The following is a 22,515-nucleotide window of genomic DNA, read 5'->3' as shown; positions in this document are numbered from 1 at the left end:
TCGGGCGTACGCAATGCCCGTCAAGGCCGCGGCAGTGTATGCGGCATGTCCACCCGTCCATGCAAGGGAGTTCGCATGACCTTTCGCTCTTTGAGTCCCCGTCTCGCCGTCATGGCCCTTTGTTTCGGGCTGGCGGCGGCCCCCGTCGTGGCCAGTGCCCAGGCCTTTGTCGAATTTCCCGGCCGCAGTCTTTACGAGCGATTCGGCGTGGATGCCGTGGACCTGTTCGATCTGCGGGGCCAGTTGTCGCGTTCCACGGTGATCGATGTCCGTCCGCGTCTGGAATACGACATCCTGCACATCGAGGGGGCCCATCATGTACCGCTGGGCGCTCCGGATTTCGAGGATCAGGTACGGGCCCTGGAAGAGCAGCATGGCGGGCCCCTGGTGTTCTACTGCAACGGGCGCGAGAGCTACATGTCCTATCGCGCTGCCGCGCGGGCCAACGCGGCCGGGCTCGGCCCGACCCAGGCCTATGACGCCGGCGTCGCGGACTGGGCAGACCGCTACCCGGGGTTGGCCATCCTCCGCGGCGAGCCGATCGAGGACCCCGAGACCCAACTCATCACGGACGAGGCCTTCGAGGCGCGGTTGCTGGAGGCCGACACCTTCGCCCGTCGTGTTCGCAACGACGACAATGCGGTGGTGCTGGACGTGCGCGGCAACGAAGAGCGTGACGAGATCTCGCTGTTTGCCGGGCGCGAGATGTCGGCCCCGTTGGAGAACATCGATACGCTTAACCGCATCCTCGGCCAGGCCAACAGGGATGGTGATGCGCTGTTGATCTTCGACCAGAACGGTCAGCAGGTGCGCTGGTTGCAGTATCACCTGGAGGAACGCGGCATCGAGAACTACCACTTCCTGGAAGGCGGCCTGCAGCAATTCTACGATGAGGTGATGGCGCGCTGATTGGCGGTCTCACCGCTTGCCCACGTTAAAAAGGGCCGGGATCATATGATCCCGGCCCTTTTTTCTGGAGCGGTATCAGCGACGAAACAGCGCCAGGAGGATCGTGATCACCACGCTGACGATGATCATCGTGGTGAGCGGGAAGTAGAAGCGGGCGTTTTCGCGTTCGATCACGATGTCACCCGGGAGCCGGCCCCAGGGGATTTTTCCGAGCCACGGCCACAGCAGACCGATCAGGACGATCAGCCCGCCGATGATGATCAGCCATTTGCCCGTCGCGGTCACCGTGGCGGACTCGACCCGCTTAACCGGCGGTCATCTCCTCGACGCCCGAGGCGGAGCCCACCAGCATGACATCCGCCGAACGGCGGGCGAACAGTCCGTTGGTCACGACGCCGGCGATATGGTCCAGCTCGGATTCGAGCTCAACCGGGTTCATGATGCGCAGGTTGTGCACGTCGAGAATCACGTTGCCGTTGTCGGTCTTGAAGCCCTCGCGCAGTTCCGGGTTGCCGCCCAGCTTCGACAGGGCGCGGGCCACGTGGCTGCGCGCCATCGGGATGACCTCGATCGGTAGCGGGAAGGCGCCGAGATAGTCGACGACCTTGGTCTCGTCGACCACGCAGACGAAGGTCTTCGACGCCGCCGCGACGATCTTTTCGCGGGTCAGCGCGCCGCCGCCGCCCTTGGTCAGGTGCAGATGCCGGGTCGCCTCGTCGGCCCCGTCGACGTAGATCGGCAGCGGACCGGCGGAGTTCAGGTCCAGTACCTCGATACCGTGGCCGCGCAGGCGCTCGGCGCTGGCCTCGCTGGAGGCCACGGCGCCATCGATCTTGCCCTTGATGCCGGCCAGGGCGTCAATAAAGTAGTTCGCGGTGGAACCGGTGCCCACACCCACGATCCAGCCGCTCTCGATCCGTTCCAGCGCCGCCTCGGCGACTGCCTTTTTCATTTCGTCCTGATTCATCACCGTCTCCCGAATATTCTGTCCGTAACCCATTGAGGATACCGACTGCTCCGTCCCCGGGACAAGCGGAAGCGTTAAGGCCTCGCATGCTATCGTTTGGGCCATGAAATTCCCCTATCTCGAGAAGATCCTGACGGCGCGCGTCTACGATGTCGCGCGCGAGACGCCACTGGACCCGATGCCGAATCTGTCGGAGCGCCTTGGCTCCACGTTGTGGCTCAAGCGCGAAGATCTGCAGCCGGTGTTCTCGTTCAAGCTGCGTGGCGCCTACAACAAGATCGCCCAGCTAACCCCGGAGCAGCGCGCAAAGGGCGTGGTCGCCGCCTCCGCCGGCAACCATGCGCAGGGGGTTGCGCTGGGGGCCAGTCACCTCGGCATCAAGGCCGTGATCGTGATGCCAGTGACCACGCCGTCGATCAAGATCGACGCGGTGCGCCGGTTCGGTGGCAAGGCTGTGCTGCACGGCGACTCCTTCGACGAGGCGGCCGCCCACGCCCGCGAACTGGAACAGAAACACGGCTACACCTTCATCCATCCGTTCGACGATCCCGACGTGATCGCCGGGCAGGGCACGGTGGCCATGGAGCTATTGCGCCAGCACCCGGGTCATCTGGACGCGGTGTTTGTCTGCATCGGTGGCGGTGGCCTGGCGGCCGGCATGGCGGCCTACATCAAGCGCCTGCGCCCGGAGATCAAGGTCATCGGCGTGGAGCCGGACGATGCGCCCTCGATGTACAAGGCGCTGCAACAGAACCGCCGGGTCACCCTCAAGCAGGTCGGGATCTTTGCCGACGGTGCGGCCGTGCGTCAGGTCGGCAAGGAGACCTTCCGTCTGTGCCGCGACCTGATCGACGAGGTCCTCCTCGTGGACACCGACTCCATTTGCGCGGCCATCAAGGACATCTTCGATGACACCCGCGTGGTGGCCGAGCCGGCCGGGGCCCTGGCGGTGGCCGGGATGAAGCAGTACATCCAGCGCGAGGGCCTGCAGGGCGCGAACCTGGCGGCGGTACTCAGCGGGGCCAATATCAACTTCGATCGCTTGCGCCACGTGGCCGAGCGCGCCGAGATCGGCGAGCATCGCGAGGCCCTGTTTGCGGTCACTATCCCCGAGCGTCCGGGTAGCTTTCGTCAGTTCTGTCAGGCCATCGGCAAGCGCGGGGTCACCGAATTCAACTACCGCTACGCGGATGACGAGAAGGCCCAGGTCTTTGCCGGTATCAAACTGGAAGGGGGCGACGCCGAGCGCCAGGAAATCCTGGCGGCCCTGGAGGAGGCGGGTTACGACGTTCTGGACATGACCGAGAACGAGGTGGCCAAGCTCCACCTCCGGCACATGGTCGGCGGCCACGGTGGCGAGGTCCGCAACGAACGGATCTACCGCTTCGAGTTTCCGGAGCGACCCGGCGCGCTGCTGAATTTCCTGACGCACATGGGCCAGACCTGGAACATCAGCCTGTTCCACTATCGCAACCATGGTGCCGCCTATGGCCGCGTGCTGGTCGGCATGCAGATCCCCGCCGAGGATCGGGCGCGGTTCCGCGAGTTTCTGAAGGAGGTCGGGTATCCATGGCACGAGGAGACCGGGAATCCGGCCTACTCCCTCTTCCTGCGCTGACCGCGCGTTTCCTTAGGGGGTGGCATGTCCTAGGCGGGCCCTGGGCCGTTCTCCGGTGTTTACGTGCCTTCGTCCGGCCGCCTGCCAGGCGCTCTTTCGCGAGCGCACCGCGAGGTACTTTCTTGCTTGCCCAAGAAAGTACCCAAAGAAGGGCCCCAGGATTCCGCCCGGGAACCTCGCTCCGGACGCGCTGGGCCGGCGGCGCTGAACTCGCTACGCTGCGCTTCGCTCAGACATCCAGCGCCTTCTCCCGGCCCATCACGCCCTCCGCGAGGGGCTCCATACGGGAGGGGAAGGTCAAAACAGCAGGTATTCCGGCGCCATGGAACGACAACAGGCATCGCCGCTCGAAGGGCCCGGCACCCGCTCCGCGGGTGCGGCACGCAACGGCCAAAGGCCGAGCGTGCCGAAGATGCTCGAAGACCTAGCCATCATCCACTGGCAGGAACGCTGGGATAGCCGTTGTCTTGGCCTATCTCCCCGTTGTCGTCGCGCCGAGTGGAGAGGCTTTTCGCGGGATTCAAGGCGCTGGATGTCTGAGCGTAGCGAGTTCAGCGCCGCCCGCGAAAAGCCTCGGAGCGAGGGAAACCCCGGCCCGCGCAGCGGGCCGGGGTCGCGGCAGTCGGGCGTGTTTCTTGGGTACTTCTTTGCACGAGCAAAGAAGTACCTCGCGGCGCGCTGGCGAGACAGCGCACGGCAGTATGCGGACTGAAGCCACCGTAAACACCGAGCGATGAACCATGGCCAGCCACAACATGGCATATGCGGCCGGATGGTAGGCGGGTGCCTGGAAGGTGCTGCGCGGTAGCGGCCGGGTCAGGTGGGGCAGGGTGTCTGCCAGGTGGTCACGCGGGCGGGATCGCCGTCGGTGTTGTCGAGGCGGGCGAGGGTCATGCGGTTGCCCCAGACGCAGCCGCTGTCCAGGGCCAGCCAGTCCGGCCCGACGCGATGTCCGAGGGCGGCCCAGTGGCCGAACACGATCGGGTGCCCGGCGGCCGCGCGGCCGGGTACCTGGAACCAGGGGGTGAGGCCGGATGGGGCCTCTTCCGGCGGGCCGTTGCCGGCGAATTCCAGCGCCCCATCGGCGGTGATGTAGCGCATGCGGGTGAAGGCGTTGATGGTGTAGCGGGAGCGGTCGTAGCCGTCGAGATCGGGGCTCCACAGCGTCGGTTCATCGCCGTACATCACCTCGAACAGCGCCTGACGGCGGGCGGGGTCGCGTAGATCGGCCTCCACGCGCCGGGCCTCGGTCTGCGCTGTGCCCGGGTCCCAGGCCGGCGGGAGGCCCGCATGCACCAGGGTCCAGCCGCTGGACGCGTCGGAATGCAGGAGCGGGCGCCGCGCCAGCCAGTCCAGCAGGTCGGCGGCGTCCGGGGCGTCCAGCACCGGGCGCAGGGTGTCCTTGCCGCCGGGGGGGCGCACGCCTTCCGCAGTGGCCAGCAGGTGCAGGTCGTGGTTGCCCAGTACCGTGGTGGCGGCATCGCCCAGCGCCCGGACCCGGCGCAGGCAGCCGAGCGAGTCCGGGCCACGGTTGACCAGGTCGCCGACCAGCCATACATGGTCGGCCGCCGGGTCGAAGCGCACCTGCTCCAGCAGGCGTTCCAGCGGGGCCAGGCAGCCCTGGAGGTCGCCGACTGCGTAGAGGGCCATCGGGCCGGCCTAGTGCAGCGTACGCGGGACGGATAGCGTGAACGGCGGGATTGGCGCGTCGAAGGTGTTGCCGCGTTCGTCGCGCATGCCGTAGCTGCCTTCCATGGTGCCCACCGGGGTCTCGATCACCGTGCCACTGGTGTACTCGAAACTGTCACCGGGCTCGATGCTGGGCTGTTCCCCGATCACGCCCTCGCCGCGTACCTCCTGCGTCTGGTCGCGGCCATCGCGGATGATCCAGTGGCGGTTGAGCAGTTGCACGGTCAGCGCCCCCGCGTTGCGGATCACCACGTGATAGGCGAAGACATAGCGGTCGTCATCGGGTTCCGACTGGTCTTCCACATAGGCAGTGGAGACCTCGATCTCGATGGTGTGGGCTTCGGTGTCGTGCTCTTGGGGCTGGTTCATGCGGTTGCGGCTCCAGATTCGTGAGCGGGAAACGCCCGTGCGCGGGGCAGGCCCGGCATCAGGGTTTCACGGACCGGCTGGCGTAAACGGCAGCGCCGAGCAGGCCCGGTTCGGGGTGCATGATAAGGGCCACGGGCAATTGCTCAAGCAAGTGGGTCATCGGTGGGCGATTACGGAAGGTGCTACGAAAGCGTGGTCCGCGGAATGCCTCGAGCCAGCGCGGGGCGATGCCACCGGCCAGGAAGACCCCCCCGGTGGGGAGTGCGGTCAGGGCCATGTCCGCTAGTTGCCCGGCGTAGATGCCGACGAAGCGATCGATGACGGCTTGAGCCGCGGGGTGCCCGGCGAGCGCCAGTTCGCCAATCGCCGCGGCGGGTTCGGCGGTCTCCAGGGCCTGCGCCAATTCCGGGTCAGGCTGGCGGTCGAGCTCGAAATGCCCGATGCGGGCGATTCCACGACCGCTGAGCAGATGCTCGCGTGTGCAGTATCCCAGTTCGCGGGCTACGAAATCGCCCAGTGCGGCCTCCTCCGCCCCGCTGGGCGAGAAGCGCGCGTGGCCGCCCTCGCCGGGAAAGATGGTGGCGGCGCCGGGCGGGCCCACCAGACAGGTGCCGAGCCCGGTACCGGCGCCCGCGACCAGGCGCAGGCCGGCGGGATCGTGCGTTCCTTCCTGCAGGGTTTCGTAGTCCTGTGGCTGCAGGGCGTCGAGGCTCGCGCCGATGGCGGCAAAGTCATTCAACAGGGTGACGGGCAGCCCCAGGTGATCCGCGAGCGTGGTGGTGTCCAGCGCTGGCCAGGGCAGGTTCGTGACGCGCGCCCGGCCGTGATGCACGGGGCCGGCCACCGCCAGACCCGCCGCAGCAAAGGTATCCACTGTCGCAACCTCGGTGCGCCAGCGTTCGAGGATGCTGGCCAGGTCGGGGTGTTCGCGGCTGCGGTAGCGCTCGCCCTCGTGCAAAGACCACCCGTCCGCATCGCGGTGGGCGCGGGCAACGCGGGTATTGGTCCCGCCAACATCGGCAACGATCAGGTCCATGGGCCCATGGTAGCGGATCGCGGCCGCCGGCTGTTCAGGGGGTGGCGGGGTGGAGGCGTCGAGCCAGGGCTTCGAAGCCGGTGATGTCGATGTTCTCCGGGCGCTCGCCCGGATCCAGGCCGGCGGCCTCGAGGTCGGCGATCTCGGCCAGGCCGGAGAGACCGCGGCGCAGGGTCTTGCGGCGGCTGGAGAATGCCTGGTTGACCACCCGCGCGAAGGTTGGGTACAGCGTCGGCGCGACGCGCGGTTCGGCCAGGGGCGTGATGCGCACGACGCTGGAGTAGACCTTGGGTGGGGGGTGGAAGGCCCCGGGGGGCACGGTGAACAGGGCGGTCGCCTCGGCGCGGGCGGCCAGCATCACCGTCAGGCGCCCGTAGCGCTTGCTGCCGGGGGCGGCAGTCATGCGCTCCACGACCTCGCGTTGCAGCAGGAAGTGCATGTCGCGGATGGCGCCGACCTGATCCAGCAGGTGGAACATCAACGGGGTGGAGATGTTATAGGGCAGATTGCCGACCACACGCCAACCCCGCTCGGGCAACGCGCCGAGGTCGGATAGCTGCATATGCAGGGCGTCGCCCACGTGCAGGTCCAGGCGTTCTGGGGGGAAGCCGGCGCGCAGGCCGGCCGCCAGGTCGCGGTCGATCTCCACCGCGACCAGATGCTCCAGGCGCTCCAGCAGGGCGGCCGTCAGGGCGCCACGGCCAGGACCGATCTCCAGCACGGCATCGCCGGGTTGCGGGGCGATCGCCGCGACGATGCGCGCGAGGATGCCGGCATCGTGGAGGAAGTTCTGGCCGAAACGCTTGCGGATCGGCGACGAGGTCTTGATTCGGGTCATGCCCTGGGGGTGCTCCGGCGTGCGGCGGCTCGCGCCGCGAGGGTTTCGGCCAGGCGTTCGGCGGCCTGGAAGCTGCCGACCTCGGCGCGCCCGGTGCCGGCCAGATCCAGTGCCGTGCCGTGGTCCACCGAGGTGCGGATGAAGGGCAGGCCCAGGGTGACATTGATGGCGCTGCCGAAGCCGGCATGCTTGAGCACCGGCAGTCCTTGATCGTGGTACATGGCGAGCACGGCGTCGACGCCGTGCAGGGCGCGCGGGGTGAATGCGGTGTCGGCCGGGAGTGGCCCGCGCAGACGCATGCCGGCTTCCCGCAGGCGGTCCAGGGTGGGGGTGATGATCTCGATCTCCTCGCGTCCGAGGACACCATCCTCGCCGGCATGCGGGTTCAGCCCGCAGACGGCGATCACCGGGTCGGCGATACCGAAGTCGCGCTGCAGGTCGTGATGCAGGACGCGGGTCACGGCCTCCAGGCGGTCTGCGCTGATGGCGTCGGGGACCGCGCGCAGTGGCAGGTGGGTGGTGACCAGCGCGACCCGCAGGCCCTCGGTGGCCAGCAGCATCACCGGCATCGGCGCGCCGGCACGCTCGGCCAGCCACTCGGTGTGACCACTGAAGGCGATCCCGGCGCGGTTGATTACGCCCTTGTGCACCGGACCGGTGACCATCGCCTCGAAGGTGCCGTCGAGGCAGCCGGCGGCGGCCGTGGCCAGCAACGCCAGCACGTGCTCGGCGTTGGCCGGGTCCAGGGTGCCGGCGACCACCGGGGTTGCCACCGGTACGGGCAGGATCTCCAGGGTGTGGGCCGGGGTGATCGCGCGCGGGCGTTCCGGGTCGAAGTGAATCAGGCGCAGGGGCTCGCCGAGTTCGCGGGCACGCGCCTCGAGGACGTCCGGGTCGGCGATGGCGACGCGCTGCGCGTGGCCATGCTGCCGGGCCATGGCGATCAGGAGATCGGGCCCGATGCCGGCGGGGTCGCCGGCGGTCAGGGCCAGGCGCGGGACCGCGTGGGCCCCGCGCGGATCAGGAGCCGAAGCCGTCGACCCGGTATTCGACATAGGCCTCGTCCCGCAGGCGGCGCAGCCACAATTCGAGTTCTTCCTCGCGCTTGCGGTTTTGCAGGATCTCGCGGGCACGGGCCCGGATCTGTTCGCGCGAGGTGTCGACCTCGCGGCGTTCCAGGACCTCGATGACGTGCCAGCCGAACTGGCTCTCCACCGGTTCGCTGACGACGCCCGGTTCCAGGGCGTCCATGGCCTCCTCGAAGCCGGGCACCAGTTCGCCCGGGCTGACCCATCCGAGGGCGCCGCCCTGGGCGGCCGAGCCGGGGTCGTCCGAGTTGGCGCGTGCCAGGTCCTCGAAGCTCGCCCCCTCGCGGATGCGGTTGTACAGCGACTGCGCCTGGCGGCGGGCGTCCTCGTCGCTGCGCACCTGGTCCGGGCTGATCAGGATATGGCGCACGCGGGTCTGCTGCACGCGGGTCTGGTCGCCGCCCTCGCGGTCCAGCAGTTTCATGATGTGGAAGCCGCCGGGCGAGCGCAGGACCTCGCTGATCTCGCCTGTGCGCATCAGCACCGCTTCGCGGGCGAACATGCCGGGGATCTCGCCGGCCGAGCGCCAGCCGAGGTCGCCGCCTTCCAGGGCCTGAGGGCCTTGGGACTCGCTGATCGCGACGGTGGCGAAGTCCTCGCCCTCGCGCACGCGCTGGCGCAGCGCTTCGGCCTTCTCGCGTGCCTCGGCGATCTGGCTGGCATCCGCGCCCTGGGGCAGGGGGACCATGATCTGCGCGATGCGATAGCGCACGCCGCGGTCGATCGCGCCGCTCTCGGAGGCGATCAGGTCGGCGATCTCCGGGTCGGAGACGCGGATGCGCTGATCGACCTGGCGGCGCTGCAGCTGGTTCACGGTCAGTTCGTGGCGGATCTGTTCGCGAAAGGCGTTGAAGTCCACCCCGTCCTGCATCAGGGCCTGGCGCAGTTGCGGCAGGGTCATGCGGTTCTCGCGGGCGATGTTTTCCATCGCGCGGTTCAGGGTCATCTCGTCGATATTGATGCCGACGCGCTCGGCTTCCTGCAGCTGCACGCGCTCGACGATCAGGCGCTCCATGACCTGCCGCGCCAGGGTGTCCTGATCCGGCGGGCGGGTGCCGCGCTCGACCATCTGCTGGGCGATCAGGTTCATGCGTTCCACCAGCTCGCGCTGGGTGATCACGTCGTCACCCACCACGGCCAGGATGCGGTCGGTGAAGCGGTCGCCCTCCGGGGTGATGGGGGCGGCCGGGGCCCCGCTGTCGCGGGCGGCCCCGGGGGTGACCGGGGCCTCGACCGCGCCCTGCGAGAGGTCGCCGGCCGCGGGCGCGGTCGTCTGGGCCATCGCCGGCAGGCCGAGGCCGTAGACCAGGGCGGCCAGCAGCGGCAGCAGGGCGCGGGCCTTGCCGCGGCGGCGTTGTTCAGGGACGTGCGTCATATCCGGCAATACCCTCGCGCAATAGCGAATCCACGCCGGAATCGAACCGTGCCAGGCCGTCCAGCGTGAGTTGGAAGTAGATCGAGTTGTCGTAGGTCTCGTCGAAGGAGTACGCGCGGCGTGCGACCACGCGGATACCATAGCAGCAACTACGATACTGAAGCCCGGCCAGAAGTTCGAGATCGCGTTCCTCCTGCAGGCTGTAGTTCCAGCGCCCGATGGCGTCGATGCGCTCGGTGACCGGCCACATCACGGAGATATCGGTCTGGTCGATGGAGCGGGCGCCGGCCTCGCGCTGGCGGTAGCCCACGTTGATCCGGGCGCGTTCGCGCGGGCTGTAGCCGACCGAGACCGCCGCCAGGGTGGTCTCGCCGGCATCCTGGTTGTAGAGGATGGATCCGCGGCCGTCCCAGGCATCGCCGATGCGGACCCGGCCTTCCAGTGCCAGGTCGGAGGTGGAGGCGTCCAGTACCGGGGCGTTGGGGTTGCGCCGGACCTCGCGGTCTTCCAGATAGTGGATCTGCCCGGCAGACAGGCTCAGGCGTTCGCGCCCGGTCTGCTGGTCGAAGATGCGGGTGGTCAGGGCCGTGGTGACCTGATGGGTGTCGCCCACCCGGTCGGCGCCGACGAAGCGGTCCAGGCTGAACAGGTTATCGAAGCTGAAATCGGCCTCGCCGGTATCGAAGATCGGGATGTCATTCTGGTCGCGGTAGGGCACGTAGCCGTAGAAGATGCGCGGTTCCAGGGTCTGCAGGCGCTGGCCGCCCGCGATCGGACGTTCGAAGATCAGTCCGGTGTCGATGGAGGCGCGCGGCACGGTGCGGCTGATCGATTCCGGACGGTCGTCCTGGCCGCGGCGGTCCAGCTCGTAGCGGGTGTGACGGACCCCGAAGGCGGGTTCGAAGAAGAAGCCGCCGGTGTCATGGCGCCAGCGCACCTCGGGGTTCAGGTCGATCCTGGTGCCCAGCGGGCGCCCGGACTGATCTTCACTGCGCTCGAAGCGCACCAGTTCGGTGTCGAGGTCCCAGGACAGGCCGTGGCCCAGGTATTCCCCGGCCTCCAGCGTGATCTGCGGCAGGCGCTGGTAGGGCTCGCCGGCGGCACTCAGCTCGGGGTCGACGATCTGGTAGTCCTCGATACGGGTGCGCAGGCGATAGGCCGGCTGGTTCCAGGTCAGGTCGGCGGAGCGCCGCAGATAGGGGGTGGAACCGGCGTAGCGGTCCGAGTTGCCGAAATCGAAGAAGTATTCGCGGTCGGAGACATCCGCGGCATCGAGGCGCAGGTTCAGATTGGAAGTGATCCGGGTCTGATGGCGCCACTGGGCGAAGTGGCGGTCTTCGCCGGTCTCGCGGTCATCCGGCAGGTAGCGGACGTCAAGCACACCATGGTGCCGGGGCTGCAGATAGCGGAACTCGGTGCCCAGCATTACCCCGCGGTCGGCCATGATGCGCGGGGTAAAGGTCGCGTCGTAGTTGGGCGCGATGTTCCAGTACCAGGGCGTCGCGAGATCGAACCCGGTGCGCCCGCCGGTACCCGCACTGGGCAGCAGGAAGCCACTCTTGCGGCGATCATCCAGCGGGAAGTTGATGTACGGGGTGTAGGTGATGGGCACACCCTTGAAACGGATCGTCGCGTTGCGGGCCACGCCGACGCCGCTTTCGCGGTCCAGCTCCAGGTCGCCGGTGCGCAGCCACCAGGAGTCGTTGCCCACCGGGCAGGTGGTGTATTCGGCGTCCTCGAAGTCGTGGAGGTGCGGGGCATGCTGAACGCCGCGTTCGGCGCTACCGCGGGCCGGGATGGACTGCACCAGGAAATCGATTCGGCGGAACTCGCCGGTCTCCGCGTCCAGGCGATATTCGCCGCCTTCGGTGTGCAGCAGCAGGTCGCCGTCGAACAGCCGGGTGTCGCCCTCGGTGCGCGCAGTGCCGGAGGCGCGGTCGTATTCGAGGAAGTCGGTATCCAGGCGTCGCCCGGCCTCGAACAGGTGCACGTTGCCCGTGGCCGAGATGCGTTCGCCATCGCGGCGGACGTGATCGGCGTCAATCTCGGTCAGGCCGCCCTCGAGGGTACGCAGCTCGGGCCATTCGATCTCCGGGGCAAACGCGCATCCCGACGGGCGGTCGTCGGCGGGAACGGTTACGGGGATCAGGCCGGCGGCCGCCAAGCCCAGGCTCACCGCGACCTGCCGCGCGATCGGGTGACGGCGAGGCGCGGAGCTGGCGGGCCGGCGGCTCATCCCGAATTCAGGACAGCAGCTGGCGGATCTCGTCGAAGATCAGCTCGATGTCGCGGGTGCCGTTGATGTGCTTGAGCAGGCCATGACCGTCGTAGTACTCGATCAGCGGCTGGGTCTGCTCCTCGTAGACCTTGAGGCGGTTGACCACGGTCTCTTCATTGTCGTCCGCGCGGTGGACCAAGTCACCGCCGCACAGGTCGCACACGCCTTCCTTTTGTGGCGGGAAGGTATGGGTGTTGAACACTGCGCCACAGTCGCCGCAGGAGACACGCCCGGTCAGGCGCTGCTTGAGTTCCTCGAACGGGACGTCGATCTGGATCGCGCGGTCGAGCGGCGACTCGATGTCGGCCAGCATGGTATCCAGGGCCTCGGCCTGGGCGACGTTGCGCGGGAAGCCGTCGAGGATGAACCCCTTCTGCGCATCGGGTTCCTGCAGGCGATCGCGGATCAGCCCCAGCACCAGGTCGTCGGGGACCAGCTGGCCGGCATCCATCGCGCTCTTGGCCTGCTTGCCGAGTTCCGTCTCGGCAGCGACGGCGGCACGCAGCAGGTCGCCGGTGGAGATCTGGGGGATGCCGAAGGTGGCGACCATCTTCTTGGCCTGGGTGCCCTTGCCGGAACCGGGGGCGCCCATCAGGACGATACGCATAGCTGACTCCTGCCGGGTGCCGCGCCGAACCGCAGGACTAGCCGGGAACGGGGGCGGCACGGTGAATGGCGGTGGCGAAACGGGGCTGGTCACTGAAGACGCAAACCGTTTCCCGAGCGCGGTCTTATACCGCCTGAAGGTGCTTGCCCGCAACCGTTGGGGCCGCTGGCCGGGTGCCCTTGAGGTGCGTGTCCCCTGTATAATGCCCGGCTAGCCAAACCAACTTTTGGGAAGCAAGCATGGACATGAACCAGATCGAAGCCGGCAAGGATCTCCCCAATGACGTCAACGTCGTGATCGAGATCCCCGCCCACGGGCAGCCCGTCAAATACGAGATCGACAAGGACAGCGGGGCCCTGATGGTTGATCGCTTCATGACGGTCGCGATGTTCTATCCGTGCAACTACGGGTTTGTTCCGCACACCCTGTCGGAAGACGGCGATCCGGTGGATGTGCTGGTGGTCACCCCGGTGCCGCTGATGCCGGGTTCGGTGGTGCGTTCGCGTCCGATCGGCGTGTTGCAGATGACCGACGAGGCGGGTGTGGACGCCAAGATCCTGGCCGTGCCGGTGACCAAACTGCATCCGCAGTACGAAAAGTATCAGGGACCGGAGGACGTGGGTCAGGAACTGCTGGACTCGATCAAGCATTTCTTCGAGCACTACAAGGAGCTGGAGAAGGGCAAGTGGGTCAAGGTCGAGGGCTGGGCGGACGCCGAGGCGGCCAAGGCGGAGATTGTTGCCAGCTACAAGCGTTTCCAGAAGAGCAAGATCTGACGTCGCCACCCGCAGCATGCAGCGCGAGGCCAGCGCCGGGCCGCCCCCCTGGGGCGGTCCGGTCTTTGCGTGGGCGGTGGTCAGCGGCGGTCACGGCCCCGTGACCCCCTGAAATGGCCGAACGCGACGCCTACGGCGAGGAACAGCAGGACCGCGAACGCTTTGCCGTGCGCATCCTGCTGGCGCTGGTGATCCTGGCGGTCATTCTGCTGGCACTGGGCTGGCGGCTTTCGGGCCTGCAGGTCGGTGCGCACACGCACTTCACCACACTCTCGGAGAACAACCGCCTGCGGGTGGAACCGATTGCCCCCACTCGAGGGGTGATCCGCGACCGCAATGGCGTGCTTCTGGCGGGCAATCGCGCCTCCTATCAGCTGGAGGTCACGGTCGAGCAGGCCGGCGATCTCGATTCCCTGCTCGCTCGCCTGCGCGGTTACGTGGAGCTAAGCGAGGCGGACGTCGAGCGGTTCCAGCGCGGGGTGCGTCAGCGGCGGCCGTTCCAGCCGGTGTTGCTGAAGGCCGGCCTGGACGACGAGACGGTGGCGCGGATCGCGGTTTCGCGCCACGAGCTGCCCGGGGTGGAGATCGAGGCGCGGCCGCTGCGGTTCTATCCGCTGGGGTCCAAGTTCTCGCATGCGGTCGGCTATGTCGGGCGCATCAACCAGCAGGATCTGCAGCGGGTCGATGGGCGTGCCTATGCCGGCACTTCGCATATCGGAAAGAGCGGCGTCGAGCGCTACTACGAGGATCTGCTGCACGGGCGGCCGGGCTATCGCCAGGTGGAGGTGAACGCCCAGGGGCGCGTGATCCGTGAACTCTCGGTGACCCCGCCGCAACCGGGCACGGACCTGACCCTGACCCTGGACGTCAACCTGCAGCAGGCGGCCTATCGGGCGTTGGCCGGGCGGGACGGGGCCATCGTGGCCGTGGATCCGAATAATGGCGAGGTGCTTGCGCTGGTCAGCGCCCCCGGTTTTGATCCCGAGTCGTTTGTCCACGGGATCTCGCAGGCCGACTTTGCCGCGGTGCGTGACGACTATCGCCGGCCCCTGTTCAACCGCGCCCTGAGTGGCCAGTACCCGCCGGGTTCGACGATCAAGCCGCTGGTGGGTCTGGCGGCCCTGGACGAAGAGGTGACCACCGCCGAGCGCGAGATGTTCGCCCGCGGGTATTTCCAGCTCCCGGGGCATGAGCGGCGCTATCGCGACTGGCGTCGCGAGGGGCATGGTCGCGTGGACATGTCGCGCGCCATCGCGGTGTCGTCGGACGTCTATTTCTACGACCTGGCCCACACCATGGGGATCGACCGCATGGTCCCGATTCTGGGGGCCTTCGGGATCGGGCAGCGGACCGGGATCGATTCCACCGGGGAGCGCCCGGGCATCCTGCCCAGCCGCAACTGGAAACGGGCCACGCATGACCAGGTGTGGTTTCCCGGCGAGACCCTGATCACCGCAATCGGCCAGGGCTACATGCTGTCGACCCCCCTGCAGATGGCCGACTTCACTGCGGCCCTTGCGGCCCGTGGCGAGCGTTATCAGCCGCACCTGCTGCGCGCCATGGACAACGGAGTGGGCGAACCCGAATATCGCTTGCCCATGCTGCGGGATCCGGTAACGGTCGACGAGAAACACTGGGACGCCATCCATGGCTCGCTGGTGGAGGCCGTGAACGCGCGTCATGGCACCGCCTGGGGTAGCGTCGGCAGTACCCGGCCGGAGTACACCATCGCCGGCAAGACCGGTACCTCGCAGGTGTTCAGCCTGGGCGAGGACGAGGAATACGACGAGGAGGAACTGGCACGGCGCCTGTGGGACCATGCCCTGTTCGTCGGATATGCCCCGGCCGAGGATCCGCGCATCGCGGTGGCGGTGCTGGTGGAGCACGGCGGTTCCGGTGGCCGGGTGGCGGCGCCGGTGGCCCGCGAGGTGATGGATGCCTATCTGCTGGAGGGGGCGGGCATGACGATCGATGTCCCGGAGGACGAATGATCAGCGTGACCGGCCGCGAGATGTCCGTTAGTCAGTGGGCGCTGCGCAGCCTGCGCCTGGACAGCGTGCTGCTGGTGCTGCTGTCCATCCTGCTGTTGCTGGGGCTGGCGGTACTGTTCAGCGCCACCGGCGAGAGCGTGGTCGCCCTGGAGCGACAGGTCATGCGGATCGGCCTGGGAGTGGCCGCCATGCTGCTGGTCGCCCAGGTGTCCATGCATGCCCTGCGAGCGATCTCGCCATGGCTCTTTGTAGCAGGGGTCCTGCTGTTGCTGGCGGTGATGTGGGTCGGGGATGTTGGCAAGGGCGCGCAGCGCTGGCTGGATCTCGGCTTCATGCGCTTCCAGCCTTCGGAGATCATGAAGCTCGCGGTGCCGATGATGGTGGCCTGGTACCTGTCCCAGCGGGATGGTCGTCCGCGCTTCCGAGACCTGGTGGTGACTGCGGCGCTGATCCTGGCGCCGGTCTATCTGATCATGCAGCAACCGGATCTGGGCACCTCGATGCTGGTCGGGGCCGCCGGGTTCCTGGTGATCTTTCTTGCGGGGCTGGGCTGGCGCTGGTTCGTTGGGCTAGGGTTCACGGCGGCCGCCGCCATCCCGATCCTGTGGTCGCAGATGCTGGATTATCAGCGCCAGCGGGTGCTGACGCTGTTCAACCCGGAGTCCGATCCGCTGGGCGCCGGCTATCACATCATCCAGTCGAAGATCGCCATCGGGTCCGGCGGGCTGTATGGCAAGGGCTGGCTGAACGGGACCCAGTCGCAACTGGAGTTTCTGCCCGAGCGTTCCACCGACTTCATTTTTGCGGTCTACGCCGAGGAATTCGGCTTTATAGGTGTCGCGCTGTTGCTGCTGCTGTATTTTGCGATTGTTGCGCGCGGGCTCTGGATCGCCGCGCTGGCACAGGATCGCTACGCCCGGTTGCTGGGCGGGAGTATCAGCCTGACCTTTGCGGTCTACATGGTGGTCAATATCGGCATGGTGACCGGCCTGTTGCCGGTGGTCGGCGTGCCGCTGCCCCTCGTCAGTTACGGGGGTACTTCGCTGGTGACCCTTATGGTCGCCTTCGGTATTCTCATGAGCATAGCCTCCCAGAAACGCCTGGTGAATCGATGAGCCTGAACTTGCGCCCCGTGTGGGCCCGCATTGTCCGCCCGACCCTGTTACGGACGGGGCTGGTCCTGTCCCTGGCGGCCGTGTCCCTCCCGGTCGCGGCCGAAAGCGAATTCCGTGCCGGCGATCCGCCGTATCTCGAGCGCGACGAGGTGCAGGCGTTCATCGACGAACAGGTGGAGGCCGGCCGCGACCGCGAGGCGCTGGAGGCGATGTTTGCCGCCGCCGACCCCCAGCAGCGCATCCTCGACCTGATCTCCAGCCCGGCCGAGGCGCGGCCGTGGAAGGACTATCGTCCGATCTTCATCACCGACCAGCGCATCGAGCGCGGTCACGACTTCATGGAAGAACACGGCCGCTGGCTCAAGCGCGCCGAGGATCGCTTTGGTGTGGAGCCGAAGATCATCGCCTCCATTATCGGGGTCGAGACCTACTACGGCCGCAACACCGGTGGCTTCCGCGTGTTCGATGCCCTGGTGACCCTGGGCTTCGACTACCCGCCGCGATCGGATTTCTTCCGCCGCGAGCTGGGTGAATTCCTGACCCTGGTGGACGAGGAAGGCCTGGATCCGCGCGAGACGCGCGGATCCTACGCCGGGGCCATGGGGCGCGGTCAGTTCATCTCGTCCAGCTATCGCCACTACGCAGTGGACTTCGACGGCTCCGGTCAGCGTGACCTGTTGAACTCCTGGCCGGACGCGATCGGCTCGGTGGCCAACTACTTTCGCGAGCACCACTGGAACCATGGCGAGCCGGTGGTGGCGAAGGCGCGGGTCGAGGGGGATGCCCACGAGGCCCTGATCAGCCGTAACTATCAGGCCCGCTTCGGTCTCGACGAACTGGCCGAGCACGGCATTTATCCCGACGAGGCCGTGGACGAGGATGGCGAGTATTCCTTCATTCGTCTCGAGGGCGATGACGGTTACGAGTACTACCTGGGATACCCGAACTTCTACGTGATTACCCGCTACAACCGGAGCCCGCTGTATGCGATGGCCGTGCACCAACTTGCCGAGGCACTGGCCGACTAGGCCGGCCTCCGGGCCTGCGCCCGGGGCGCTCCTGCTGGGGTTTGTCCTGCTGGCGCTGGCTGGCTGTTCCGGTACCCCGGAGCGCGACCCGCGCCCGCTGGGTGACGCCGCCTATGACAGCTATCCCGATGCGGCCGACGTGCCGCAGGATCTCGCCCTGATCCCGGAACCGGAGCCGCGCAACGAGCCGCCCAGTCGCTATGGCAACCCGTCGGAATACGAGGTGTTCGGGCAGCGTTATCGCACCCTGCGGACCAGTGACGGCTTCGAGGAAGAGGGCATTGCCTCCTGGTACGGCGCGAAATTCCACGGCCGGCGTACGTCCAGCGGCGAGCCCTATGACATGTATGCGATGACGGCGGCACACAAGTCTCTGCCGCTGCCAAGCTATGTCGAAGTCACCAACCTGGAGAACAACAAGCAGGTGGTGGTGCGGGTGAATGATCGCGGGCCATTTGTGGATGGGCGCATCATCGACCTTTCCTACGCTGCGGCCCATCGCATCGACATGACCGATGCCGGTGTGGCTCGGGTGCGTGTGCGCTCGGTGGGGCCGGGTGATACCGAGTCCGACGACCGAGTTGCGGCTGCGCCGGCCGCGGGGCCCGTCGTCGACGTGGCTGCCGTGACCTCGCCGGAACGGGTGGGCGAGCGAGCCCCCGAACCGCTACCGGAGACAGCAGACTCCGGGATGCCCGCCGCCGGGTCCAACGGCGAGGGCGCCGGGGGCGGGCGTTTTGTCCAGGTCGGGGCGTTTTCCGAGCGCCAGTCCGCGGAACAGGTGCGCGAAGATCTGCGCGCCCTGGGTTTCGACCCGGTTCGTATCTCCACCCTGGGGCGGGACGACGGTGCGGACCTCCATCGCGTGCGGATTGGCCCGTTGGCGGATGGCGATGCGGTCCGCGCGATCACGGATCGCCTGCAGGGTGCGGCGCACGTTGATTACCGCGTGGTCGAGAACGCCCAGTAAAGGCTCTGCCGCTGTTGTTTTTCCGGCCCGTCCCGGGCCCCACTCTGCTATCGTAGACCGGTCCTTAAGGAGGTCCTTCCCTGTCATGACTCTGTCCGTCCGCATTCCCTTTTTGCCGTTTCTGGTGGCCTGCCTGCTCGCGATGCTGGTGCTTGCTCCGGTGCACGCGCAGGAACAGCAACTGCCCGTGGCCGGGGATGGGGCGATCACCCCCAGCGGGATCCCGCGCCCGCCATCGGATGTGACGGCGGTGAGTTATGCGCTGATGGACTTCGACTCCGGTCTGATGCTGGCCAGTCGCGAGCCGCAAGTGGAGCGCGAACCGGCCAGCCTGACCAAGGTGATGACTGCCTACGTGGTGTTCGGCGAGATCACCGAGGGCCGCATGGCGCTGGACGATACGGTCACGGTGAGCGAGCGTGCCTGGCGCACCGGGATGACCGGGGCATCGCGGATGTTCATCGAGGTCGGCGAGGAGGTCGCGGTCGAGGACTTGTTGCGGGGCATGATCGTCCAGTCCGGGAACGATGCCTCTACCGCTCTGGCTGAGCATGTGGCCGGCTCCGAAGGGGCCTTTGTCGACATGATGAACTCCCAGGCTCGTGAACTGGGGATGCGCCAGTCCTATTTTGCCAATCCGCATGGCCTGCCTTCCGAGGAGTCGCAGTACACCACTGCGCAGGACATGGTGCTGCTGGCGCGGGCGCTCATTCGCGATTTCCCGGATCTCTATGGCTACTACAGCGAGCGGTCCTTCGAGTACAACGACATCTCCCAGAGCAACCGCAATATGCTCCTGTGGCGCGATTCCGGCTTTGATGGGCTGAAGACCGGCTGGACCTCGAGCGCCGGGTACAACCTGGTGTCGTCGGCCAAGCGCAATGATCGTCGCCTGGTGGCCGCGGTGATGGGTATCGAGGCGGCCGACCATCAGCAGGGCGGGACCCGCCGTGCGAACGAATCCCAGGCGCTGGTGAACTGGGGTATGCGTTTCACCGCGACCCGCAAGCTGTTCGAAGGGGCGCACGAACTGGGAACGCCACGGGTCTACCGCGGGGCGGATACCGAGGTCGCCGTGGGGCTGGCCGAGGACTTCTGGGTGATGGTTCCGCCGGGGCGTGAGGACGACCTGGACGCCTCGATGGAGGTGCACCAGCCGTTGGAGGCACCGCTGGCGGCGGGCGACCCGGTCGGTGAGGTGGTCGTGCGCCTGGATGGCGAAGTGATCCGTACCCAGCCACTGGTTGCGTTGCACACGGTGGAGCAAGGTGGCCTCGTGCGCCGCCTTTGGGATGGGGCAGCGCTGGGTATCCAGGCGGCCTGGCCGTTCTGACACGCAGGTTGCGCGTGAGTATTGCCTACTTCAACGGGGACTACCTGCCGCTGGACCAGGTGCGGATCTCGCCGCTGGACCGCGGTTTCCTGTTCGGGGATTCGGTCTACGAAGTGATTCCCAGCTACGCGGGCGAATTCTTCATGCTCCCCGCGCATCTCGAGCGCCTGGATCGGTCCCTCGCCGCCATCCGCATTCTCAGCCCCTTTGATGCGGGGCAGTGGACTGCGCTTCTGGAAGATCTGCTGGCGCGCAATGCCGATCCCGCTACCCCGGATTTGGGGGTGTACCTGCAAGTGACCCGCGGCGTGGCCCCGCGCGATCATGCCTTCCCGCCGGATGCCCGGCCGACGGTCCTCGCGATGGTGAGCCCGATCCGTCCTCTACCGGAGGCCGTGCGCACGGAGGGTGTGGCCGCCGTGACCGCCGAAGATCGCCGCTGGGGCCACTGCGACATCAAGGCGACCACGTTGCTGGCCAATGTCCTGAACCGCCAGGCCGCGGTCGAGCAGGGTGCGGTCGAGGCGATCCTGCTGCGTGATGGACAGCTCACCGAGGGTGCGGCCAGCAACGTCCTCGTGGTCCTCGACGGCCGTCTGGTGACGCCGCCACTTGCGCCTTCGGTGCTACCCGGGGTGACGCGGTCGCGGGTTCTCGATCTGGCGCGCGAGTTGGGCTACCCGGTGGAGGAGTGCGCGGTAAGCGAGTCGGAGCTGGCACGGGCCGAGGAGATCTGGCTGACCAGTTCGACCCGCGAGATCCTCCCGGTCACCCGCCTTAATGACCGGGTCGTGGGCGCGGGACATCCTGGTCCGGTCTGGCAGGCCCTCCATGCGGCCTATCAGGCTGCTAAGCCGGGTGCGCCCGTGAGTGAGCCAATGCAGTCCGGAGGTGCCGCATGAGTGACCGCGAGACCCTGATCGAATTTCCCTGCCGGTTCCCGGTGAAGGTGATGGGGGATGCCCATCCAGAGTTGATGGAGGCCGTAGAGGGTTGCGTGGCCGAACACCTGGATGCCGATGACGCGGTGATCGAGCAACGGGCCTCGCGCGCCGGCCGTTACGTCGGCATCACCATCACCTTTACCGCGACGAGCCAGGCACAACTGGACGCCTTCTACCGCTCCCTTGGCCGCTGCGACCGGGTGCGCATGATCCTGTGACACCGGCCCCGGTCGAGGTGCGCGAGCTGGGGCTGCACCCTTACGTCCCGGTCTGGCAGGCGATGCAGCTGCATGGGCGCGAACGCGCGGCCGAAGCCCCCGATGCCCTGTGGTGCGTGCAGCATCCCCCGGTCTTCACCCAGGGACGCAATGGCCGTCCGGAGCACCTGCTCGATCCTGGGGCCGTGCCGGTGGTGGCGATCGACCGCGGCGGGCAGGTCACCTATCACGGGCCCGGCCAACTCGTCGTTTACACCCTGCTGGATCTCAGGCGCCTCGGGATCGGCGTGCGCCGTCTGGTCGAGTGCCTGGAACAGGCCATCATCGATACGCTTGCCCAATGGGGTATCGAGGCCGAACGTCGGGCCAACGCGCCCGGGGTTTATGTCGGGCAGGCGAAGATAGCGGCCCTCGGCTTGCGCGTGCGCCACGCCCGCAGCATCCATGGCCTCGCCCTGAACGTGGCGCCGGTGCTGGCGCCGTTTGCGCGCATCAACCCCTGTGGCTATGCGGGCCTGCCGACGACCTCCATGCAGGTCCAGCTTGGTGGTCCGGTCGCAATCGACCGCGTTCGCGACGCGCTCCTGGCGAATCTCGCCATCCAGCTGTACGAGGGGGCGGATGTCGCGCTTCGGCATGAGGCGGCGTTGCCCGCCGAACTGGTGCGCGTGCAGGCGCTGGGGCGTTGCCCGGCGCCGTAACACGTCGCCTGGTCTTCCCAAGGCTGGGTTGTGGCTGGTCCCGGTTCGCCATCCGGTGTTTACGGTGGCTCCGGTCCGCCGCCTGCCACGCGCTCTCTCGCGAGCGCACCGCGAGGTACTTCTTTGCTCGTGCAAAGAAGTACCCAAGAAACACGCCCGACTGCCGCGACCCCGGCCCGCTACGCGGGCCGGGGTTTTCCTCGCTCCGAGGCTTTTCGCGGGCGGCGCTGAACTCGCTACGCTGCGCTCCGCTCAGACATCCAGCGCCCCGTGTCTAATTAGAATCGTCCCGCGAAAAGCCTCTCCACTCGGCGCGACGACAACGGGGAGGCAGGTCAAAACAACGGCTATCCCAACGTTCTTGCCAGTGGATGATGGCTAGGCTTTCGGACATCTTCGGCACGCTCGGCCTTTGGCCGTTGCGTGCCGCGCCCGCGCGGCGGGCGCCGGGGCCTTCGGACGGCATTGCCTATTGTTATGTCCGGGGGACGGAACACCTTCTGTCTTGACCTTCGCCTCCCGTATGGAGCCCCTTGCGGAAGGGTGCTCGGGCCGGGAGAAGGCGCTGGATGTCTGAGCGAAGCCGCAGGCGCAGCGAGTTCAGCGCCGCCGGCCCGAGGGCCCTGGAGCAAGGTTCCCGGGCGGAATCCGGGTGCCCTTCTTTG

General features: G+C 67.4%; 21 protein-coding genes and 2 pseudogenes. 12 read left to right on the top strand and 11 right to left on the bottom strand.

Features of this window, described 5'->3' with window-relative positions; genetic code table 11:
- Window positions 1-75: 75 nt before the first annotated feature.
- Entirely contained in the window at window positions 76-909 is an 834-nt protein-coding gene (locus tag TVD_RS11125) for a rhodanese-like domain-containing protein (RefSeq protein WP_047251616.1), read from the top strand.
- Between the two features lie 75 nt (window positions 910-984).
- On the opposite strand, the gene TVD_RS11120 is transcribed toward TVD_RS11125, so the two are convergent.
- Both TVD_RS11120 and rpiA read right to left on the bottom strand, forming a co-directional pair.
- Window positions 985-1,194, bottom strand: a complete 210-nt coding sequence (locus TVD_RS11120) for a DUF2905 domain-containing protein (protein ID WP_047251615.1) — start codon at window positions 1,192-1,194, stop codon at window positions 985-987.
- A 19-nt stretch (window positions 1,195-1,213) separates the two neighbouring features.
- Window positions 1,214-1,876 (bottom strand): ribose-5-phosphate isomerase RpiA, encoded by a 663-nt coding sequence (gene rpiA, locus TVD_RS11115; RefSeq protein WP_026313012.1) that lies wholly within the window; start codon window positions 1,874-1,876, stop codon window positions 1,214-1,216.
- A 103-nt stretch (window positions 1,877-1,979) separates the two neighbouring features.
- Between rpiA and ilvA the strand changes: the two genes are divergently transcribed.
- Window positions 1,980-3,494 carry a threonine ammonia-lyase, biosynthetic gene (gene ilvA / locus TVD_RS11110; RefSeq protein WP_018938388.1) on the top strand — a complete coding sequence of 505 codons (1,515 nt, stop codon included), beginning with the start codon at window positions 1,980-1,982 and terminating at the stop codon, window positions 3,492-3,494.
- Between the two features lie 229 nt (window positions 3,495-3,723).
- Here ilvA and TVD_RS15075 read toward each other — a convergent pair.
- From TVD_RS15075 to TVD_RS11070, 9 genes and pseudogenes are all read right to left on the bottom strand, one after another.
- Window positions 3,724-3,929: pseudogene (locus TVD_RS15075) on the bottom strand (hypothetical protein).
- A gap of 381 nt (window positions 3,930-4,310) precedes the next feature.
- Complete coding sequence (locus TVD_RS11105; RefSeq protein ID WP_047251614.1) at window positions 4,311-5,144, bottom strand: symmetrical bis(5'-nucleosyl)-tetraphosphatase; 834 nt, start codon at window positions 5,142-5,144, stop codon at window positions 4,311-4,313.
- A 9-nt stretch (window positions 5,145-5,153) separates the two neighbouring features.
- Window positions 5,154-5,552, bottom strand: a complete 399-nt coding sequence (gene apaG, locus TVD_RS11100; RefSeq protein ID WP_018144096.1) for a Co2+/Mg2+ efflux protein ApaG — start codon at window positions 5,550-5,552, stop codon at window positions 5,154-5,156.
- A 58-nt stretch (window positions 5,553-5,610) separates the two neighbouring features.
- The gene (locus TVD_RS11095; protein ID WP_047251613.1) at window positions 5,611-6,588 is read right to left on the bottom strand and encodes a glucokinase; all 978 of its coding nucleotides are present in this window, start codon (window positions 6,586-6,588) and stop codon (window positions 5,611-5,613) included.
- A 34-nt stretch (window positions 6,589-6,622) separates the two neighbouring features.
- Window positions 6,623-7,426, bottom strand: coding sequence for a 16S rRNA (adenine(1518)-N(6)/adenine(1519)-N(6))-dimethyltransferase RsmA (gene rsmA, locus TVD_RS11090; protein WP_018938391.1), 804 nt, complete (start codon window positions 7,424-7,426; stop codon window positions 6,623-6,625).
- On the bottom strand, window positions 7,423-8,481 hold the full coding sequence (pdxA, locus tag TVD_RS11085; protein ID WP_047251612.1) for a 4-hydroxythreonine-4-phosphate dehydrogenase PdxA: 1,059 nt from the start codon (window positions 8,479-8,481) through the stop codon (window positions 7,423-7,425). The genes rsmA and pdxA overlap by 4 nt, the downstream gene beginning before the upstream one ends.
- Window positions 8,447-9,889 carry a peptidylprolyl isomerase gene (locus tag TVD_RS11080; RefSeq protein ID WP_018176128.1) on the bottom strand — a complete coding sequence of 481 codons (1,443 nt, stop codon included), beginning with the start codon at window positions 9,887-9,889 and terminating at the stop codon, window positions 8,447-8,449. Before TVD_RS11080 ends, pdxA begins: the two co-directional genes overlap by 35 nt.
- Entirely contained in the window at window positions 9,873-12,125 is a 2,253-nt protein-coding gene (locus TVD_RS11075) for an LPS-assembly protein LptD (RefSeq protein ID WP_047251611.1), read from the bottom strand. Before TVD_RS11075 ends, TVD_RS11080 begins: the two co-directional genes overlap by 17 nt.
- Window positions 12,126-12,132: 7 nt before the next feature.
- Complete coding sequence (locus TVD_RS11070) at window positions 12,133-12,774, bottom strand: adenylate kinase (protein WP_018144090.1); 642 nt, start codon at window positions 12,772-12,774, stop codon at window positions 12,133-12,135.
- 239 nt (window positions 12,775-13,013) lie between these two features.
- On the opposite strand from TVD_RS11070, the gene ppa reads away from it, so the two are divergent.
- The 10 genes and pseudogenes from ppa (at window position 13,014) to TVD_RS14950 (ending at window position 22,427) form a co-directional block, all read left to right on the top strand.
- A complete protein-coding gene (gene ppa, locus TVD_RS11065; protein WP_018144089.1) occupies window positions 13,014-13,550 on the top strand; it encodes an inorganic diphosphatase in 537 nt (178 codons plus the stop codon).
- A gap of 113 nt (window positions 13,551-13,663) precedes the next feature.
- Entirely contained in the window at window positions 13,664-15,541 is a 1,878-nt protein-coding gene (gene mrdA, locus TVD_RS11060) for a penicillin-binding protein 2 (protein ID WP_018144088.1), read from the top strand.
- Window positions 15,538-16,656: a rod shape-determining protein RodA gene (gene rodA / locus TVD_RS11055; RefSeq protein ID WP_018938396.1), complete on the top strand. Its 1,119-nt coding sequence runs from the start codon at window positions 15,538-15,540 to the stop codon at window positions 16,654-16,656. The genes mrdA and rodA overlap by 4 nt, the downstream gene beginning before the upstream one ends.
- Window positions 16,653-17,684 carry a lytic murein transglycosylase B gene (gene mltB / locus TVD_RS11050; protein WP_019567756.1) on the top strand — a complete coding sequence of 344 codons (1,032 nt, stop codon included), beginning with the start codon at window positions 16,653-16,655 and terminating at the stop codon, window positions 17,682-17,684. Before rodA ends, mltB begins: the two co-directional genes overlap by 4 nt.
- Entirely contained in the window at window positions 17,641-18,654 is a 1,014-nt protein-coding gene (locus TVD_RS11045) for a septal ring lytic transglycosylase RlpA family protein (RefSeq protein WP_082119124.1), read from the top strand. The genes mltB and TVD_RS11045 overlap by 44 nt, the downstream gene beginning before the upstream one ends.
- Window positions 18,655-18,739: 85 nt before the next feature.
- Window positions 18,740-19,987, top strand: a complete 1,248-nt coding sequence (locus tag TVD_RS11040; protein ID WP_047251610.1) for a D-alanyl-D-alanine carboxypeptidase family protein — start codon at window positions 18,740-18,742, stop codon at window positions 19,985-19,987.
- Window positions 19,988-20,001: 14 nt separating this feature from the next.
- Entirely contained in the window at window positions 20,002-20,889 is an 888-nt protein-coding gene (locus tag TVD_RS11035) for a D-amino acid aminotransferase (RefSeq protein WP_047251609.1), read from the top strand.
- Window positions 20,886-21,149, top strand: a complete 264-nt coding sequence (locus TVD_RS11030) for a YbeD family protein (protein ID WP_018144082.1) — start codon at window positions 20,886-20,888, stop codon at window positions 21,147-21,149. The genes TVD_RS11035 and TVD_RS11030 overlap by 4 nt, the downstream gene beginning before the upstream one ends.
- Window positions 21,146-21,850 carry a lipoyl(octanoyl) transferase LipB gene (lipB, locus tag TVD_RS11025; RefSeq protein ID WP_047251608.1) on the top strand — a complete coding sequence of 235 codons (705 nt, stop codon included), beginning with the start codon at window positions 21,146-21,148 and terminating at the stop codon, window positions 21,848-21,850. Before TVD_RS11030 ends, lipB begins: the two co-directional genes overlap by 4 nt.
- Window positions 21,851-22,221: 371 nt before the next feature.
- Window positions 22,222-22,427: pseudogene (locus tag TVD_RS14950) on the top strand (hypothetical protein).
- Window positions 22,428-22,515: the final 88 nt, after the last annotated feature.

Source organism: Thioalkalivibrio versutus (assembly GCF_001020955.1).
Taxonomy (GTDB): domain Bacteria; phylum Pseudomonadota; class Gammaproteobacteria; order Ectothiorhodospirales; family Ectothiorhodospiraceae; genus Thioalkalivibrio; species Thioalkalivibrio versutus.
The sequence above is the reverse complement of the archived record's forward strand: the minus strand, read 5'-3'. Positions and strand labels throughout refer to the sequence as shown.

Coding starts and splice junctions, on each gene's coding strand:
- TVD_RS11040 (WP_047251610.1), top strand. CDS start 18,740: ATGACTCTGTCCGTCCGCATTCCCTTTTTGCCGTTTCTGGTGGCCTGC.
- TVD_RS11105 (WP_047251614.1), bottom strand. CDS start 5,144: ATGGCCCTCTACGCAGTCGGCGACCTCCAGGGCTGCCTGGCCCCGCTG.
- ilvA (WP_018938388.1), top strand. CDS start 1,980: ATGAAATTCCCCTATCTCGAGAAGATCCTGACGGCGCGCGTCTACGAT.
- TVD_RS11030 (WP_018144082.1), top strand. CDS start 20,886: ATGAGTGACCGCGAGACCCTGATCGAATTTCCCTGCCGGTTCCCGGTG.
- TVD_RS11075 (WP_047251611.1), bottom strand. CDS start 12,125: ATGAGCCGCCGGCCCGCCAGCTCCGCGCCTCGCCGTCACCCGATCGCG.
- pdxA (WP_047251612.1), bottom strand. CDS start 8,481: ATGTCGAATACCGGGTCGACGGCTTCGGCTCCTGATCCGCGCGGGGCC.
- rpiA (WP_026313012.1), bottom strand. CDS start 1,876: ATGAATCAGGACGAAATGAAAAAGGCAGTCGCCGAGGCGGCGCTGGAA.
- TVD_RS11125 (WP_047251616.1), top strand. CDS start 76: ATGACCTTTCGCTCTTTGAGTCCCCGTCTCGCCGTCATGGCCCTTTGT.
- rodA (WP_018938396.1), top strand. CDS start 15,538: ATGATCAGCGTGACCGGCCGCGAGATGTCCGTTAGTCAGTGGGCGCTG.
- rsmA (WP_018938391.1), bottom strand. CDS start 7,426: ATGACCCGAATCAAGACCTCGTCGCCGATCCGCAAGCGTTTCGGCCAG.
- mltB (WP_019567756.1), top strand. CDS start 16,653: ATGAGCCTGAACTTGCGCCCCGTGTGGGCCCGCATTGTCCGCCCGACC.
- TVD_RS11045 (WP_082119124.1), top strand. CDS start 17,641: ATGCGATGGCCGTGCACCAACTTGCCGAGGCACTGGCCGACTAGGCCG.
- TVD_RS11080 (WP_018176128.1), bottom strand. CDS start 9,889: ATGACGCACGTCCCTGAACAACGCCGCCGCGGCAAGGCCCGCGCCCTG.
- TVD_RS11095 (WP_047251613.1), bottom strand. CDS start 6,588: ATGGACCTGATCGTTGCCGATGTTGGCGGGACCAATACCCGCGTTGCC.
- TVD_RS11070 (WP_018144090.1), bottom strand. CDS start 12,774: ATGCGTATCGTCCTGATGGGCGCCCCCGGTTCCGGCAAGGGCACCCAG.
- mrdA (WP_018144088.1), top strand. CDS start 13,664: ATGGCCGAACGCGACGCCTACGGCGAGGAACAGCAGGACCGCGAACGC.
- ppa (WP_018144089.1), top strand. CDS start 13,014: ATGGACATGAACCAGATCGAAGCCGGCAAGGATCTCCCCAATGACGTC.
- apaG (WP_018144096.1), bottom strand. CDS start 5,552: ATGAACCAGCCCCAAGAGCACGACACCGAAGCCCACACCATCGAGATC.